Annotated in this window: 9 protein-coding genes; 2 read left to right on the top strand and 7 right to left on the bottom strand. The window is 74.4% G+C overall.

The features are described from left to right. Positions 1–42: 42 nt before the first annotated feature. Positions 43–5049, bottom strand: coding sequence for a translocation/assembly module TamB domain-containing protein (locus WMF17_RS23675; protein WP_437643367.1), 5007 nt, complete (start codon positions 5047–5049; stop codon positions 43–45). Positions 5050–5313: 264 nt separating this feature from the next. Continuing rightward, complete coding sequence (locus tag WMF17_RS23670) at positions 5314–7020, bottom strand: protein kinase domain-containing protein (protein WP_437595341.1); 1707 nt, start codon at positions 7018–7020, stop codon at positions 5314–5316. 343 nt (positions 7021–7363) lie between these two features. Here WMF17_RS23670 and WMF17_RS23665 point away from each other — a divergent pair, with 343 nt between their 5' ends. Beyond that, complete coding sequence (locus tag WMF17_RS23665) at positions 7364–8911, top strand: phytoene desaturase family protein (protein WP_437643365.1); 1548 nt, start codon at positions 7364–7366, stop codon at positions 8909–8911. A 59-nt stretch (positions 8912–8970) separates the two neighbouring features. Here the strand turns inward: WMF17_RS23665 and WMF17_RS23660 are convergent, their stop codons facing one another. Together WMF17_RS23660 and WMF17_RS23655 are read right to left on the bottom strand one after the other, a co-directional pair. After that, positions 8971–10182: a hypothetical protein gene (locus tag WMF17_RS23660; protein WP_437595339.1), complete on the bottom strand. Its 1212-nt coding sequence runs from the start codon at positions 10180–10182 to the stop codon at positions 8971–8973. A 498-nt stretch (positions 10183–10680) separates the two neighbouring features. Beyond that, positions 10681–11274 carry a hypothetical protein gene (locus WMF17_RS23655; protein WP_437595338.1) on the bottom strand — a complete coding sequence of 198 codons (594 nt, stop codon included), beginning with the start codon at positions 11272–11274 and terminating at the stop codon, positions 10681–10683. 527 nt (positions 11275–11801) lie between these two features. Here WMF17_RS23655 and WMF17_RS23650 point away from each other — a divergent pair. Continuing rightward, on the top strand, positions 11802–12314 hold the full coding sequence (locus WMF17_RS23650) for a GNAT family N-acetyltransferase (RefSeq protein WP_437595337.1): 513 nt from the start codon (positions 11802–11804) through the stop codon (positions 12312–12314). Positions 12315–12392: 78 nt separating this feature from the next. Here the strand turns inward: WMF17_RS23650 and WMF17_RS23645 are convergent, their stop codons facing one another. The 3 genes from WMF17_RS23645 to WMF17_RS23635 form a co-directional block, all read right to left on the bottom strand. Beyond that, on the bottom strand, positions 12393–13205 hold the full coding sequence (locus WMF17_RS23645; protein WP_437595336.1) for a ferritin-like domain-containing protein: 813 nt from the start codon (positions 13203–13205) through the stop codon (positions 12393–12395). 118 nt (positions 13206–13323) lie between these two features. After that, on the bottom strand, positions 13324–14109 hold the full coding sequence (locus WMF17_RS23640) for a hypothetical protein (RefSeq protein WP_437643363.1): 786 nt from the start codon (positions 14107–14109) through the stop codon (positions 13324–13326). Positions 14110–14247: 138 nt separating this feature from the next. Next, positions 14248–14586, bottom strand: coding sequence for a cytochrome C oxidase subunit IV family protein (locus WMF17_RS23635; protein WP_437595334.1), 339 nt, complete (start codon positions 14584–14586; stop codon positions 14248–14250). Position 14587 lies beyond the last annotated feature (1 nt).

Here is a 14587-nt window from a genome sequence, read left to right as displayed (position 1 = left end):
CCCCCGCGTCCGCTTCGCGTCCGCTCCGCCCGCTCGCGCCGCTCAGTACCGGTACTGCCAGAGCAGGTCGAGCATGCCCGAGGTCGTCTGGCGCGCGTCGACGCCCACCGTGCCGCGGAGCGTCCAGTGCTCGTCGAAGCGCCAGTCGATGGTGACCTCGGTCCGCGTGCCGCGCTCGCTCGCCATCCCCCCGGGGTTCGGCCCGCCCTCGCTCGTCGAGGAGCCCTGCAGCGCGCCTTCCTGGAAGGTGGCCTTCGCCGTCAGGTCGTCGTTCAGCCGGTAGATGAGGCTCGTCCGCAGCGTCCCGTCCGAGGTCGTCCCGAACCGCGTCGACAGCCCGCGCAGCGGCGCGATGCCGCTCAGCAGCGCGTTGAACTGCGCCGCCGCGAGCTCGCCGCCGACCGACGCGACCATGCGGCCCGCGGCCAGCCGCGCGGGCGTCTCGGCGCCCGCCGCCTGCGCGCCCCCGGAGAAATCGGCGCCGAACAGGAGCCGCGCGAGGATGTCCTGCTGCGAGCTCGGCGGGCTCGAGGTGAAGCGCAGCGTCCTCTCGGTGATGGGCCGGAGGTTGCCGTTGAACGCGACGTGGATGCGCGTGCCGTCCGGGGCGTCCCAGTGCGCCGTGGCGTTCAGGTGCGGGTTCGAGGTCTCCTCCTCGCGCAGGCGCACGCGTCCGCCCTCGATCTCGAACACCTTGCCGTAGATCTCGAGCTCGCCCCGCGCGAGCTCGATGCCGCCCGACACCACCACGTCCTCGCCGATCACGACCCGCGGCGGCGCGTCCTCGGCGCTCCTCAGCTGCAGCCTTAGCCCGGCGCCGCTGACCGCCGCGTCGCGCACGTCGAACGTCATCGTGTAGCGGAGCGCGTCCGCCGCGCGCTTCTCCTTCTCCGGCCCGAGCGGGTGGGAGACGGAGATGTCGGGGTTGTCGCCGAGCGGCTGCACGTCGCGGCTGCTCGTCGCCGGCAGCGAGAGGCGGAGCCTCGGGACCGTCGCGTAGAGCGCGAGCTCGCCCGGCTTCTTCTCGGCGATGAACGACAGCGTCCCCGAGGCGGTCCCGAGCGGCACCCCCTCGAGCGTGAGCGGGAGCGCCTGGTCGTCGGCGATGGTCAGCGCCCCGGCCCCGTCGCGCAACGCGAGCCCGTCGAGCCGGAACAGCGCCCAGCCCTGCGCCTGCCCGGTGGTGCCTGCCGCGCGGAACCCCTCGATCCGGACGACGCCGCTGTCGGCCGTGACGCGGGCGGCCACGTCGCGCAGCTCCTGCCCGAGCTCGGGGATGTGCACGACCCCGTCCCGGACCTCCAGCTGGGCGCGGACGCTGCCCCCGTCGGCCCCGGACGCGCCGCCGAGCTCGACGTGCAGGTCGCCGTCCAGGGTGCCGTCGAGCTTGCTCAGCAGCCTGCCGACCAGCGGCTGCAGCGCCGCGAGCCGGAAGCGCTCCGCCGAGATGGCGAGGTCGGTGCGCTCGCCGTCGGGGATCGGGAGGAAGCCGTCGCGGAAGCGCACGCTGGCGTAGGCGTTCGCCCGGAGCTTGCCGCCGCTCCGGCCCTCGAGCGCGAGCTCGGTGACGTGGAGGTCCCCGCGCCCCGTCCTGCGCCTGGGGTCGATCCGCAGCGACAGCACACCGCGCTCGAAGGCGAGATCGCTCCCGATCGTGACGCCCGGCAGCGTGAGGTGCGCCGTGAGCGCCGGCGCGACGTTGAGATCGCGCATCTCGATCTCGCCGCTCAGGTGCCCGCCGATGCCGCTGTCGCCGAGCAGCGGGATCTCGCCGAGCGGGACGTTGCGCAGCGTCGCGCGGAAGCGGCCGGTCCACGCCGGGAGCGGAGGCGCGCCCCTCAGCGCGCGCGCCGGGACGTCCCCGAGCAGGCGGTCGAGCGGCGCGATCACCTCGGCGCGCACGGTCGCGATCTCGTCCGCGCCGCGCGTGACGTGCGCGTCCAGCGTGGCCTTCTCGCTGTCGTACGTGAGCCACGCGTCGAGGTCGGTGGGGAACAGGAGATCCGTCGCGCCCTTCGCGCCCGGCGGCACGTACGTGAGGCCCCACCAGAGGGTGCGCGCCGTCAGGGATGGACGCGCGACGGTGCCGTTGGCGTAGGCGTCGATCCGCAGCTCGCCGGCGAGCGGCGGGAGCGCGTCGCGCACGAACGAGGGGAGGGTGGTGAGCTGGTCCATCGCGCGCCGCGGGAGCGAGACCTGCGCGGCGATGGGCGAGCGCAGGAGCGACGACCACCGGTCCGCGGGCGGCGCCGCGAGCGCCGCGAGGTCGAGCTCGATCGAGCCGGAGGCGTCGGCGAGCAGCCCGCCGTCGTACAGGGTCAGCGCGGCGTCGGCCTTGCCGGTCGTCCCGTCGAGCGAGCCCTTGAGCTGCGCGTCGATGAAGCGCGACTCCCAGGCCGGGCGCTCGGCGCCCAGGCGGTGAGGCCCGGCGAGCGCGAGGCCCTGCGTCCGCACGAGCACGTCGTGCAGCGAGGGGAACGGCTCGCCGGGCGCGCGCGAGACCTGGAAGCGGGTCGTGAGCTTGCCGCGCACCTCGCTCACGATGTGTCCGATCGGCATGAGCTGCGCGAGGCACCCGAGGTCCCAGTCGTCCGCGGCGACCTCGGCCTGCCCGACCAGAGCGGCCCACGTCTCCGCGCGCAGGAGAGGCCCCTTCAGCGTGCCCTCGGCGCCGGACAAGCGCACGCTCGCGAGGGTGCCGGCGCACCGCGGCAGCGCGCCGTCCCACGCGCCGTTCCCCGCGCCGTTCCCCGCCGGTCCTCCGGCCGCCTGCGGCGCCCTCGCGTCGAGGCGCACGAGCCCGTCGGCCTTGATCTGGTCGCGCTCGAAGATCGCCGTGAGCTGCGCCGAGACGCCGGACAGGAACGCGACCTCGCCGCCCGTGAGAGCGAGCCGCACGTGGCCCGAGCGCCCGGTCTCGCGGTCGTGGTCGAGCGCGACGTCGACGTCCGCGCGCCCGCGCACGCGGAGCGGGATCCAGAGCATCCGCGCGAGGCGGCCGACGTCGATGTCCTTGCCCTGGAGCCGCCCGGTCACGTCGTCGCCGCGCACCGCGAGCTGACCCTTCAGCGAGCCGAGCTCGGCGGAGGCGAGCTCGATCCCCTCGACGGCGAGCCCGCCGGCCGAGGGGCGGATCGCCGCGATCTTCCCCGCGACCTCGGCGCCGTCGCGCTTCAGCTGGAGCTCGACGTCGCGGAGCGCGCCGGTGGCGGAGCTCAGCCGGGCGGAGGCGTTCAGGGTGTCGTCTCCGTCGGTGACCGTCGCGCGGAGCTTCGGCGCGGCGAGCGGTCCGGAGATCTGCGCCGTGACCTCGTCGAACGTGTGCCCGCCGGCGAGCGCCTCCTGGCCGGAGAGCGAGCCGCTCACCGTGAGCGCGTCGACCGGCCCGGAGACCCGCCCCGCGAAGCGCGCGCTCGCGAGCGCGACGTCCGGACCGACCCGGAGCCCGGCGAACGCGCCCTCGACCCGCGCGTCGAGCGCCCCATCGCGCAGGCTCCCCTCGACGCGCACGCGGCCGGCGCCGCCGACGGGCCCGGCGAGGCGCGGCGCCGCGGCGATGGCCGGGATGTCGGCCGTCGCCGCGAAGCGGATACCCTGGCCGCCCGGCAGGAGCGAGACGGTGGCGTCGATCGGCGCGCCCGGCTCGTGGAGGTGCGCGTGCATGTGGAGCTCGCCGCGGTCGAGCACGAGGTGGACGTCCGCCGCCGGCACCCGCTCCCCGAGCAGCTCGGTCGGCTCCGTCCGCGCCTCGACGGCGAGCCGGAGCTCGTCGCCGAGCTCGACGCGCACCCGGCCCTCGGCGGTGATCGAGGGTGCCGCCTCCGTCGGCTTGTGGCCGCTCTCCGGCGCGGCGTTCGCGGCGGCTGCTGTCCGGATGGGCGCCACGCCTGTCCGGATGGGCGCCACGCCTGTCCGGATGGGCGCCACGCCTGTCCGGATGGGCGCCACGCCTGTCCGTGCGGGCGCTGCGCCGCGCTCGCCACCCGCCGCCGCGGGCGAGAGGTGCACGCCGAAGACCCGCAGATCGATGTCGCGCGCCTGCACATCGGCGTCGAGCCGGACGGGCCCCGTCACGTCGAGCCGCCCCGCGAGGGCGACGCTGCCCCCCGCCGGGCCGGGAGGGTCCGCCGAGAACGAGGCCGCGACGTCGAGCTGGGGGAGATGGCCGCTCAGCGAGACGCGCGCGGCCACCGGCTCGGTGAGGGGGTGATCCGGCAGGAGGCTCCGGAGCTGCTCCGGCGTCGCGCGCGGGACGCTCGCGTGCGCCTCGAGGTGCTCCTCGTCGAGCACGGCCCGGGCGGTGACCTCGACGTCGGCGAGCCGACCGGCGAAGCTGCTCCACATCCGGACCTTCTCGCCGGCGCGGAGGTGGTAGTTCGCCGTGCCCGCGGTCCTGGCGGGCAGGAAGGCGCGATCCACGAGGCCGGTCTGGTCCACGTCGACCGCCACGCCCTCCGGGCCGATGTGCACCGACCCGACGAGCCGGCTGACGTCGGCGTCCAGCGCGCGCGGCGGCGCGAGCTGCCCGTGGACCCACCCGCGCCCGATCTCGATGCGCGAGAGCGCGGCGACGACCTCGCGCGGCGGGGCCTCGGGCGAAGGCGACGGCGGGCGGCTCGGCGGCAGCGGCGTGAACGTTTCGCCGAGGGTGACGCCGCCCGCGCCGCTGTCCTGGACCAGCACCTCCATCTGCTCGACCCGGATGTACGGGACCTCGATGCGGAGCGCGCCCGTCCCGAGGAGCGCGCCGCGGAGCATCGAGAGCACGTCGGCGCGCGCCTCGATGCCGCCCGCGCGGATCACCTTGTTCCCCCGCGGATCGAGCGCGACCGCGGAGCGGATCCGCACGCCGTTCAGGCTGAGCGCGTCGATCTCGTCGGCGACGATGCGCCCCTGGAAGAGGGAACCGAGCAGCCGGTTCGTGGCGTCTCGGGCGACGCGGCGCGCGGCGGGCGTGTCGAGGTGGAGCGCGACACCGACGGCAGCGGCGCCGGTGAACACCAGAGCCAGCCCGAGCGCTGCCGCCGCCGCGGACGCGGCGCGGCGCATGCGTCCCGGCGCGCGCGGCAGAGGGCGCCGCGGTTCTGGTGCGGGGGCGGGCGTCACGGAGGGTAGCTTAGTACGCAAGAGGTGCGGCGACCGCGCCGGCGCGCGACGTGAAACCAGGCGACGGAGGGCTGCTGTGACGCCGGCGCGATCCCGGCCGAGGCGCGTCCGCGCCGGATCCACGGGCTCCGTGGGGACGACGTCGCCCGGACGCCGCGGCCTGCCCGTCGCCGGGCGGCGCGTCCGAGGCGCGCCGGAGCCGAGCGCTCAGCCGGCGAGCCGCTCGAGCTCCACGAAGAGCGTGCCGAGCTCCGGCTTCGATCGGAGCGGCGCGCAGAACCGGCTGGCCAGGTGGAGCAGCTCCGCGTCGAGCTGATCGGCCCTGCGCCCCATCTCGGCGATGCGCTCCTGGGACTCCCGGCGCCGCGCCTCGAGCTGCCGATCGAGCTCCTCGAGCCGCTCGCGCAGCTTCTTGATCTGCGCGTCCACCTCGGCCACCTCGTGCTCGCGGGCGATCGCCTCGCTCTCCGCCTCGTAATCCGCCTTCCGCGACGCGTACCAGCCCTCGACGAGCTCGGCCAGCTGGCGGTAGCTGGCGGCGAGCTCGAGGTAGGGCTCGGCGAACCCGCTCCGGCCCTCCCAGCGCACGGCCTCCTTGTGCGCGCTCAGCACCGCCGGAATGAACGCCTGCGTCGCCGCGTTCAGCGGCGCCACCCTGGCGCGGAAGGAGCGGGCCTCGTCGCGCGTGAGGGAGGCGTCGACCGTGAGCGCGTCCATCGCCCGCCCGATCTGCAGCCGGCCGTCGCGCCACTCCTCGGCGACGCCCTCGAGGCGCCGCTGCTCGTCGAGCGCCCTCGAGCGGAGCTCGGCGTGCTCCCGCACGAGGCCGCGCAGCCCCTCGAGCTGCCGCTGGATGTCCGCCGGCGCGGACGCTCCGAACGCGCGGGCCGTCATCTTCTCGAACAGATCGAGCCGGTTGACCCAGGGATCGCGCCCGGCGCCGCGCGACCGCACGGCCGAGTCGCGCGGCATCGCCTCGGGCGGCGGGGGGAGCGCGATCCGGTTCGCCGCCGCGATCTCCTCGAGCTCCGCGAGCACGCGGTACGCGTCGACGGGGCGCTCCGAGGGCGCCTTCGCCATCAGGGCGCTGACCAGCCGGTCGAGCGCGTCGGGCATCTCCGGGGCGAGCTCCTTGAGGGCCGGCGGCTGCTCGTTCATGTGCTTCAGGATCCAGCTCGCCGGATCGGGCGCGTCGAACGGCAGCCGCTGCGTGATCATCTCGAACATGATGACCCCGAGCGAGTAGAGGTCGGCCGGGGGGCCCGCGTCGATCGTCGTGCTGCGCTCGGGCGCCATGTACTGCGGCGTGCCGAAAATTTCGCCGAGGTTCGTGAGCCGCGCGTCCTGCGCGCACCGGGCGATGCCGAAGTCGAGCAGCTTCACCCAGTCGCCTTTCAGCAGGAACACGTTCTCGGGCTTGAGATCGCGGTGCACGACGTCGAAATCGTGCGCTCGGCCGAGGGCGCGCGCCATCTGCACCCAGATGGGCAGCGCCCGCGCGAGCGGCACCCGGCTGCGCTCCACCACGTCGGCGAGGCTCGTCCCCTGGAGCAGCTCCATCACGAGGAAGGGCAGCCCCTCGTCGGTGTCGCCCTGATCGAAGATCTCGATGATGTTCGGGTGCGCGAGCCGCTGCGCGTGCCGCGCCTCGCGCCGGAAGCGCTCCCGCGTCGTCGTGTCCTGCGCGAACTCGCGGTTCAGGATCTTGATGGCGCACGGCGTCCCGATGAGCTTGTTGTAGGCCCGGTAGACCGTGGCCATCCCGCCGATCCCGAGCGCCTGCTCGATGACGTACCGGCCCGCGATCGACATCCCGATGCGGGGATCCTTCTCGGAGACGAGCGACGAGCCGTCGATGAAGCAGAAGGCGCTGTCGGCCGGATAACGCTGATGGCACTGCGGGCAGGTCTTCATGGCGGGCACGTCGGCTGCAAGGCTACACTCTACGAGGGGCTGTTCTCGACGGTCAACGCTCGGCGCGCGCCTCGACGCTTTGTTGGCTTGCGCTGCTGCGCGCGGCTTCGTGGTCGCCGCTCGTGGTCGCCGCTCGCGGGCGCCGCGCGCCTGGCGCGTCCAGCGTTGCTTACGCTCCGCCGCTCCGCTCGTTGCGCTCCTTGCGCTCCTTGCGCTCCTTGCGCTCCTTGCGCTCCTTGCGCTTCTGGTGCTCCTTGCGCACGTGGCGTGATTCCTGCGACGCACGGAGGGTGCTGCACGACACGCCGCGCACGGGCTCGCCGCGTTATGTTCTCACGACGTCATGGACGAGGTTCCCTTGCGCGCGGTGGTGATCGGCTCGGGTGTCGGCGGCGCTGCCGCGGCGCTCCTCCTGGCGCACGCCGGCATCCCGACCCTCCTCGCCGAGAAGGAGCGCCGCCTGGGCGGCTCCGCCGCGGCTTACGAGAGGGACAGCTTCCGTGTCGATACAGGCACGCACATGCTCTGCCGCGGCGAAGAGGGCCCCGTCGGCGACGTGCTCCGCCGCGTGGGCCAGGGCGACGCGATCGCCTTCCGGCAGAGCAGCGAGCCCGCCGCGCTCTGCTTCGCGGGCCCCGCGCGCGGCGGCCGCGAAGCTGAGCGCGGCGGCCGCGTTGTCTTCCCGGCGGATCACCGGCAGCTGGCCGCCTCCGCGCTGGATCTCGCGCGCGCCCTCGAGCTCACGCCCCTGGAGGCCGCGCGCGCCGCGCGCCTCCTCGCGCACGCGACCGCGATGCGCGACGTGGACCTGGCCGCGTGCGATGACGTGACGGCCGAGGCGTACGCGGCCCGCTTCCTCCCGCGCGCCGCGGCCGCGGCCCGGCTCGGCGGGCTGCTCGGCCTGCCGCTGCTGCTCCCCGGATCCGAGGCGTCGGCCGGCGAGGCGCTCTTCTCCTTGCGCCGGCTCGCCCGCTCCGGACGGCAGAGCTACCCCGAGGGCGGCGCGGCTCGGGTCCCCGACGTCTTCTGCCGTCTGGCCCGCGAGCACGGCGCCGCCGTGCTCGCGGGCACGACCGTGCGCCGCGTGCTGGTGCAGGCTCGGCGCGTGCGCGGCGTGGAGCTCGAGGACGGGACGACGCTGTCTGCGCGCGTCGTGGTGAGCACGGCCGGCCTCCTGCCCACCGTCGCGGGCCTCGTGGGCGAGCCGCACTTCCCGGAGGCGTACGTGGCGCGCGCCCGCGCGCTGACGCCGCAGCCGAGGCAGGCCCAGGTGAAGATCGGGCTGCGCAAGCGGCTCGTCGCGGCGGGCGCGCTCGCCGGCATCGGCGGCGGCGGCGACGGCGCGCCGGCCTTGCCGTTCTACTGCCTGGCGCCGACGCGCTTCGATCCGTCGCTCGCGCCGCCCGGGCACGAGCTCCTCTGCGCATGCGCCGTGTCTGGCGCGAGCGGCGGCGCCTCGCCCGGCGCGCCCGCCGCGACGACCGACGAGCTCTTGCGCGCGCTCGTCGGCGCGGTGCCCGGCCTGCTCTCCGCGGCGCTCTTCGTCGACGGCGTCGACGGCTCGCCCGGGAACGGGCGCGGGGGAGCGTGCGTCCCGGGCGGCGAGCTCGCCGCGGGGACGGCGCAGACGCCTGGCCAGGTCGGCCGCGCGCGGCCGGCGGTGCACACGCCCGTGCGAGGGCTCTACCTCGCGGGGGGCGCCGCCGGCGGCCGCGGCGCGGGCATGGAGCTCGCCGCCTCGAGCGCGATGGAGTGCGTCGACCGCATCCTCGTCGACCTGGGCCGCGATCTCGGCGCGCCCGCGCCTCCTGCGCTGAGCGACATCGCCGGCGATCTGCTCGGGCGCGCTGCGGCCTCCGCCGTGTCGTGGGTCACGCGCCCGCGCGGATAGGCGCCGCCGTCCGACGAGCTACAGCGTTCGCCGGACAGCGCCGCAGAGGCCCCCGCGCTTCAGCGCGTCGTCGTGCCGCCCCGGTTGCCGAGCGCGTCGAGCGGCAGCTTCTGATCCTCGAACACGGCGTCGAGCTCCTCGCTGCCCCGCTCCCGCACGCCCGAGCGCGGCGACAGCTCGGGGCGAACCGAGGACGGCGGGGCCAGGCGCGCCGACAGCGGACCCATCGTCCGGATCGACGGCGGGGGCTCGGTGCCCGAGAGCCGACCGGGCGGGCCGGAGCGGACCGAGGGGGGCGAGTTCGCCATGCCGCGCATGGAGGGCGGGCTCGGCAGGCTGCGCGCGGAGGGAGGCGGCCCCGCCTGCGAGCTCGACGGCGGCATCGGCGTCGGCCGCCGCGCCGCCGGGACCCCCGGCAGCGCGCGCGACGACGGCGGCGACGCGTTCGGCTGGGCGCGCATCGGAGGGGGCGGGCTCGACCGCAGCTCCGCGCGCACCGAGGCGGCCGCCGCGCGCGTCGACGGGGGCGGGACCGACTGCGGGGCGCCGGCGGTGACCGCCGGATGGGCCGGCGGGGGGCCCGAGAGCGGGCGCGAGGCGGGCGGTGGGACCGAGCGAGGTATGCCCGTGGCGTACGCGCTCGGCTGCGCGCGCGCCGACGACGGCTGCGCGGAGCGCACCGAGGGCGGGGAGCGGAACGACGGCGGTGCGCTGGACGGAGGCACCGGGGTGAACGGCTGGCTCGGCAGCGGCAGCCGGACCGAGGGCGGGGAGCCGGCGCGCGCCGACGGCGGCGGCATCGTGCTGTGGCTCGGCGACGACTCGCGGTGCCGCTGCGCGAGCCGGGGATCGGCGCTCGCGCCCGGCCTCGGCGCCGCACGCGGGGCCGCGCCCTTCGCGCCGACGGCCTCGCTGAGCTGCGTGCCGATCAGCGTGTAGCGCCCGCTGCCCTCGTCGCGCCGCCCCGCGTCGCGCTGGGCGTTCATCTCGCGCGTCTCGCGCAGCGCGCCGCTCAGCATCGCCTCCAGCTCTCGCTCGCTGACCTCCTCGTCGAGCCGCAGCAGCGTGGAGCGAACGTCGCGGGCGAGCGCGTCGAACTCGGCCGGCTCCTTCGCGTAGACGCTGTTGGACAGGATGATCGCGAGCGGCCGCCGCTCGGCGGCGATCGTCGCGGCGGTGGCCGCGTCGCAGCGGTGCAGGAGCACCCCGCAGCCCGGCGCCACCGCGAGGCACAGGCTGAAGAGCGCCGGCCACGCCGGATCAAGGACCACAAGAATGCTGGGTACATGAAGCGGGGTTGCAGTGATCTGCGCGCGGCGGTCCATGGCAGCCTGAGGATAACTGAAGCTGACGGCTTGATCGTAGTTCTCTTTCACGGGATCGGTCATTTTTGCTCTGCTTGTGCGTGCTGCGATGTGGCCAGAGGCGTAAATCTCCTACAGCTGATTGCCTGTGCGCCGTTCGTCGCGGGTTCAGTGCTGCATCATTCCGCTGCTGCCGCGTGACGGTGCCGCGGCGTTGCGGCGCCGCCGCGTCATGGCGTTGCCGCGTCACGGCGTTGCCGCGTCACGGCGTTGCCGCGTCACGGCGTCGTCGCGAGGCCGCTCGCCTGCCGGTCCGCCCGCTGAGCCGGCTCGTGCGCTGGGCGGGCGCGCGGCGCGGCGGCGTCGGTGGCGCGGCGGTGGGCGCCCCGGGCTCGGTGGATGCCGAGCGATGACGTGGTGCGACGTTCGCGCTGCGCGCCGCCGCCTCGCCCGGCGCCGCGGCCGTCACAGCCCGGTGTAGATGGTGGCGAAGGAGGCCGCCTCGCCGCGGAGCAGCAGGCTGAGCCGCGGGTTCGGCACCTTGAAGGTGTGAATCTTGGCGTTCCGCACGTCGAGCACCGCGAAGGCGCCGCCCGGCGTGCTCTCGGCGAGGCCGTTCATGAGGAGATTCAGCACGACCGACACCCGCTTGGACGACAGGGGCTCCCCGCGAAAATACATCTTGATCACGTGCGGCGTCCCATCGATGAGGAGCCCGAGCTCCGGATTGACGTTGATCTCGAGATCGCCGAGGCGGTACGTCGACGCCGGCGGCTCGAACCACGTCATCTTCGTCGAGGCGAGGAACTTGCGGTATCCATTCACCACCGACGGGTAGATGCGGCGGCGCCGCTCGTCGTGCTGGGCGGCGAGGAAGCCGTCGAGCACGCTGGTGGGCTTTCCGCTCCTGTGCATGTCGACGATCGCCTCGCGGACCTGCCTGTAAAAGTCCGTGTAAAGCTCGTCCTTCCGCTCCTTGAACTCCCTGACGCCGGTCAGCTTGGGCGTCCCGGCCTTGAGAACGAAGTCGACAAAATACGTGAGCGAGATCTGTTCCATGAAATCTCCTCCAAAACGGAGCATTCCGGCGCGCCATTCACGCGCGCCGTGCGAGAGACACGTCGTCGCGCCGTGTTTTTGATGTCTACCATGGATAGCCACCTTCGACCCGTCCGGAAAGGGATCGATCGGACGGACATTGTCCCAACCTATCAGGGTCGGACGGCGGAGCCTCTTGCGCCTTAAATTATAACGATTACATGTAGTTACATGCGCGGCGCGAATGCCGGCTCGCCGGTCCGCGCTCGGTTCGGCTAGGCTCTGCGGGAGCCATGACGAGAGGAGGCGCGCGCCGCGATGGTAATCGACAGAATCCAGCTGTTGCACCGGGGGCTTTCCTGTGGAGAACGCCTGTGGAGAACTGGAGTCCTCGGGACGCTCTCCACGCGTGGACGCGGTCGGACGTGGTCTGTCACAGCCAGGTGCGCCTCGGCGCTTGACGCTGACCGCGGGCGAGGGATCGCGCCGGAGGCCCCCGGCGGATCGGGCGAAGCGGCGGGGAACCGCCGTCCTGGCGGGGTGCTTCGATGATGAGCCTCCGGTCCGAGCGGGCGGGCGACGAGGCCGGGATCCGCGCCGTGCACATCGCCGCGTTTCCTTCGGCGCTCGAGGCGGATCTCGTGGACAGGCTGCGGGACGCGGGGCGCTCCACGGTCTCGCTGGTCGCGGAGATGGAGAGTGCCATCGTCGGACATGTCCTGTTCAGCCCCGTGACGATCGCCGGCGACGGCGCGCCCGACGGGGGCCTCGGCCTCGCGCCGCTCGCGGTGCTGCCGGACCTCCACGGTCGCGGCGTGGGCTCCGCGCTGGCGCGGCGAGGGCTCGAGGCGTGCAGGGACGCCGGCCATGCGTTCGCCGTCGTGCTCGGCGAGCCGGCGTACTACGCCCGGTTCGGGTTCAAGAAGGCCAGCCTGTACGGCCTCGGCAACGAGTACGCGGTCGATGAGGCGTTCATGGTGCTGGAGCTCGCAGGGCACGCGCTGGAGCGCGCCCGGGGCGTCGTGACCTACAGCCCCGAGTTCGACCTCTTCAAGGCCTGACCTACCGCCAGCCCCGGCCCGCCCCCGAAGGGCGACGGCCCGCCTCGCGGCGCCGTGTCGAGGGCGGGCGGGGCCGGCTCAGGGGGGCGCGGCGGCCCTGTCGGGCGCGCTCGCCGAGCGGCGCCACGCGGCGGCCGCGTCGAGGCCGTGCTCGCCGAAGCGAGGCACGTAGTCCCGCTCGATGGCACGCTCGAGGATCTCGCCATAACGGGCCACCGGCATCAGGCCCCAGGCGCGGTCGTCGTCCGAGATCGCCGCGCGCCTCGCGCCGCCGGGAGGCATGTAGCTCCTGCGCAGCCGCGTGAACATGGCGTGGAGCTCGCGGTCGACAAGCTGCCTCACCGCCGGCGCGCACGGCAGCTCGAGCAGGTAGCTGAGCAGCGTCCAGCCGAAGTCGCGGTGCCGGACCTCGTCGCGCAGGATGCGGTCGAGCGCCCGGCGCGCGACACGGACGGTGCACCCCTCGCGGAGCACTTTGAAGAGCGGGACAGCGACCGTCTCTCCGAGACAGAACACCTCGACGCCCGCCCGGGCGACAGCCATCTCGAGCGGCTCGTCGCCGCTGCTCTTCAGGCCGAGGGTCTCGCGGCGCAGCGCCGGCAAGGCCCCGCCGCCCGCGAGGGCGTGGACGCGATGGCTCAGGCGCGCGTGGGCGAGCTCGTCCTTGACGATGCGCAGGCCGTCGTCGATGAGATCCGGCGACGCGCCCATCTGGATGAGCCAGAGCGTGAGGTGCTGTGTGATCGCCGCCGAGCGGTACTCGGCCTCGACGCGCCGCCCCCACTCGGCGCGCACCGCGTCGCTCGCGGGAGGGAGGGGGGACGGCTGCTCGCGCGGCGCCTGCTCCGCGGCCGCGGTGCTGTCCTGCTTTGCGTCGGGGGCGTCCGTCATGGGGTCACCCTATGCGCGGGGTCCGAGGGCGGCAAGACGGGAGGCGGAGCGCGCCGGCCGCGGAGCGGCTCACGCCGCCGCGGTGGCCGGGAGGTGGGAGTGCCGGCCGCGGAGGAGCTCACTTCGACGCGGTGGTCGCCGCGGAGGGCGGCACGCAGACGTGCTCGGTCGCCCCGCACGCGGCGCAGGTCGCCCCGTCGGGAGACGACGCGACGCAGGGGTTGACGACGACCTCCTGACAGAGCGTCCCGGATGGACACGCCTCGTCGGCCTCGCATGGCAGGCTCGGGAAGCAGCCCACCGCGGGCAGCGCCGGGGTCCCGGAGCCCTCGGCGCAGCCTGGCACAAGCCACTGACATGTCGGCCCCAGACCCGCGCACTCGTTCGCGGTGGCGGCCGTGAGGCACTGGTCCGGCGGCGGCGGGTTGCAGAAGATTTCGTGCACCTGCCAGCGCCAGGTGTCGTCTTCCAGGACGCACGCCGCGTCGATCGGCATCGGACCGCAGCCGGTTATCATCTCGTAGCCGCAGGTCCCGATCCCGCCGTCGCAGGGAGCCCCGTTGGCCGGCATCTCCTCGGGGCACGCGGGCGGCGGCGGGTTGCAGACCGCGACGGGGCACTCCTCCGGTGGCGGCGGCGGGTTGCAGGACATCTCGGCCTCCACCTGCCACGCCCCGTCCACGCACCCGTACTCGATGGGGTGGTCGCAGGAGTCGAGATAGTCGCAGGACAGGTCGTCCGCGTCGCAGCTCGATCCCCTCTCCGGAATCGCCTCGGGACAGCCGCCGCCCTGCACGGTGGGGAGGCATCCCGGCAGGGCCACGGCGCCCGCGAGCGAGGCCGCCGCGGCGACGGTCACGATGAAGGGAGCCCGGAGCACCTTGCGCTTTTTCTGAATGGCCATGACTCGCTACGTCCTTTCTGCGGCACAACATGGCGCAAGATCTCGTCCTTGCGCGCTCTGCGGCTGGAGCATGCAAGCGAGGGGCCAGGCCGAGCGGCAGGTGGTGATCGAGCGCGCCCGACGAGCGCTTCCCCCGGATCACCGGGGTGGGGCGATGGCCTCGGGCGGCGGAGCCGGCGGGACCGGCCCGCGCGAGACCGTCTCGCGCGTCGTCACGTCGGCGATCATCAGCGTGAGCAGCAGGCCGAGGAGGAGGGCCGCCACGATCATGGGCAGGGTGTTCGCGAAGCGCTGCTCGATGAGGTGCATGAAGAAGAGGAGCACGAGCACCGTCTTCGCCGTGGCGATGAGCAGCGCCGCGACGACGTCGGCCCGGCCGAGGTGGGCGAGCGAGAGGAGGTACGAGGCCAGCGTGAGCGCCATCAGGACGAGCCAGACGATCACGTAGGTCCGCGAGGAGAGGTGCTTGACGATCATG

Origin of the sequence: Sorangium sp. So ce362, from assembly GCF_051519845.1 — a bacterium.
Classification (GTDB): Bacteria; Myxococcota_A; Polyangia; order Polyangiales; family Polyangiaceae; genus Sorangium.
The sequence above is the reverse complement of the archived record's forward strand: the minus strand, read 5'-3'. Positions and strand labels throughout refer to the sequence as shown.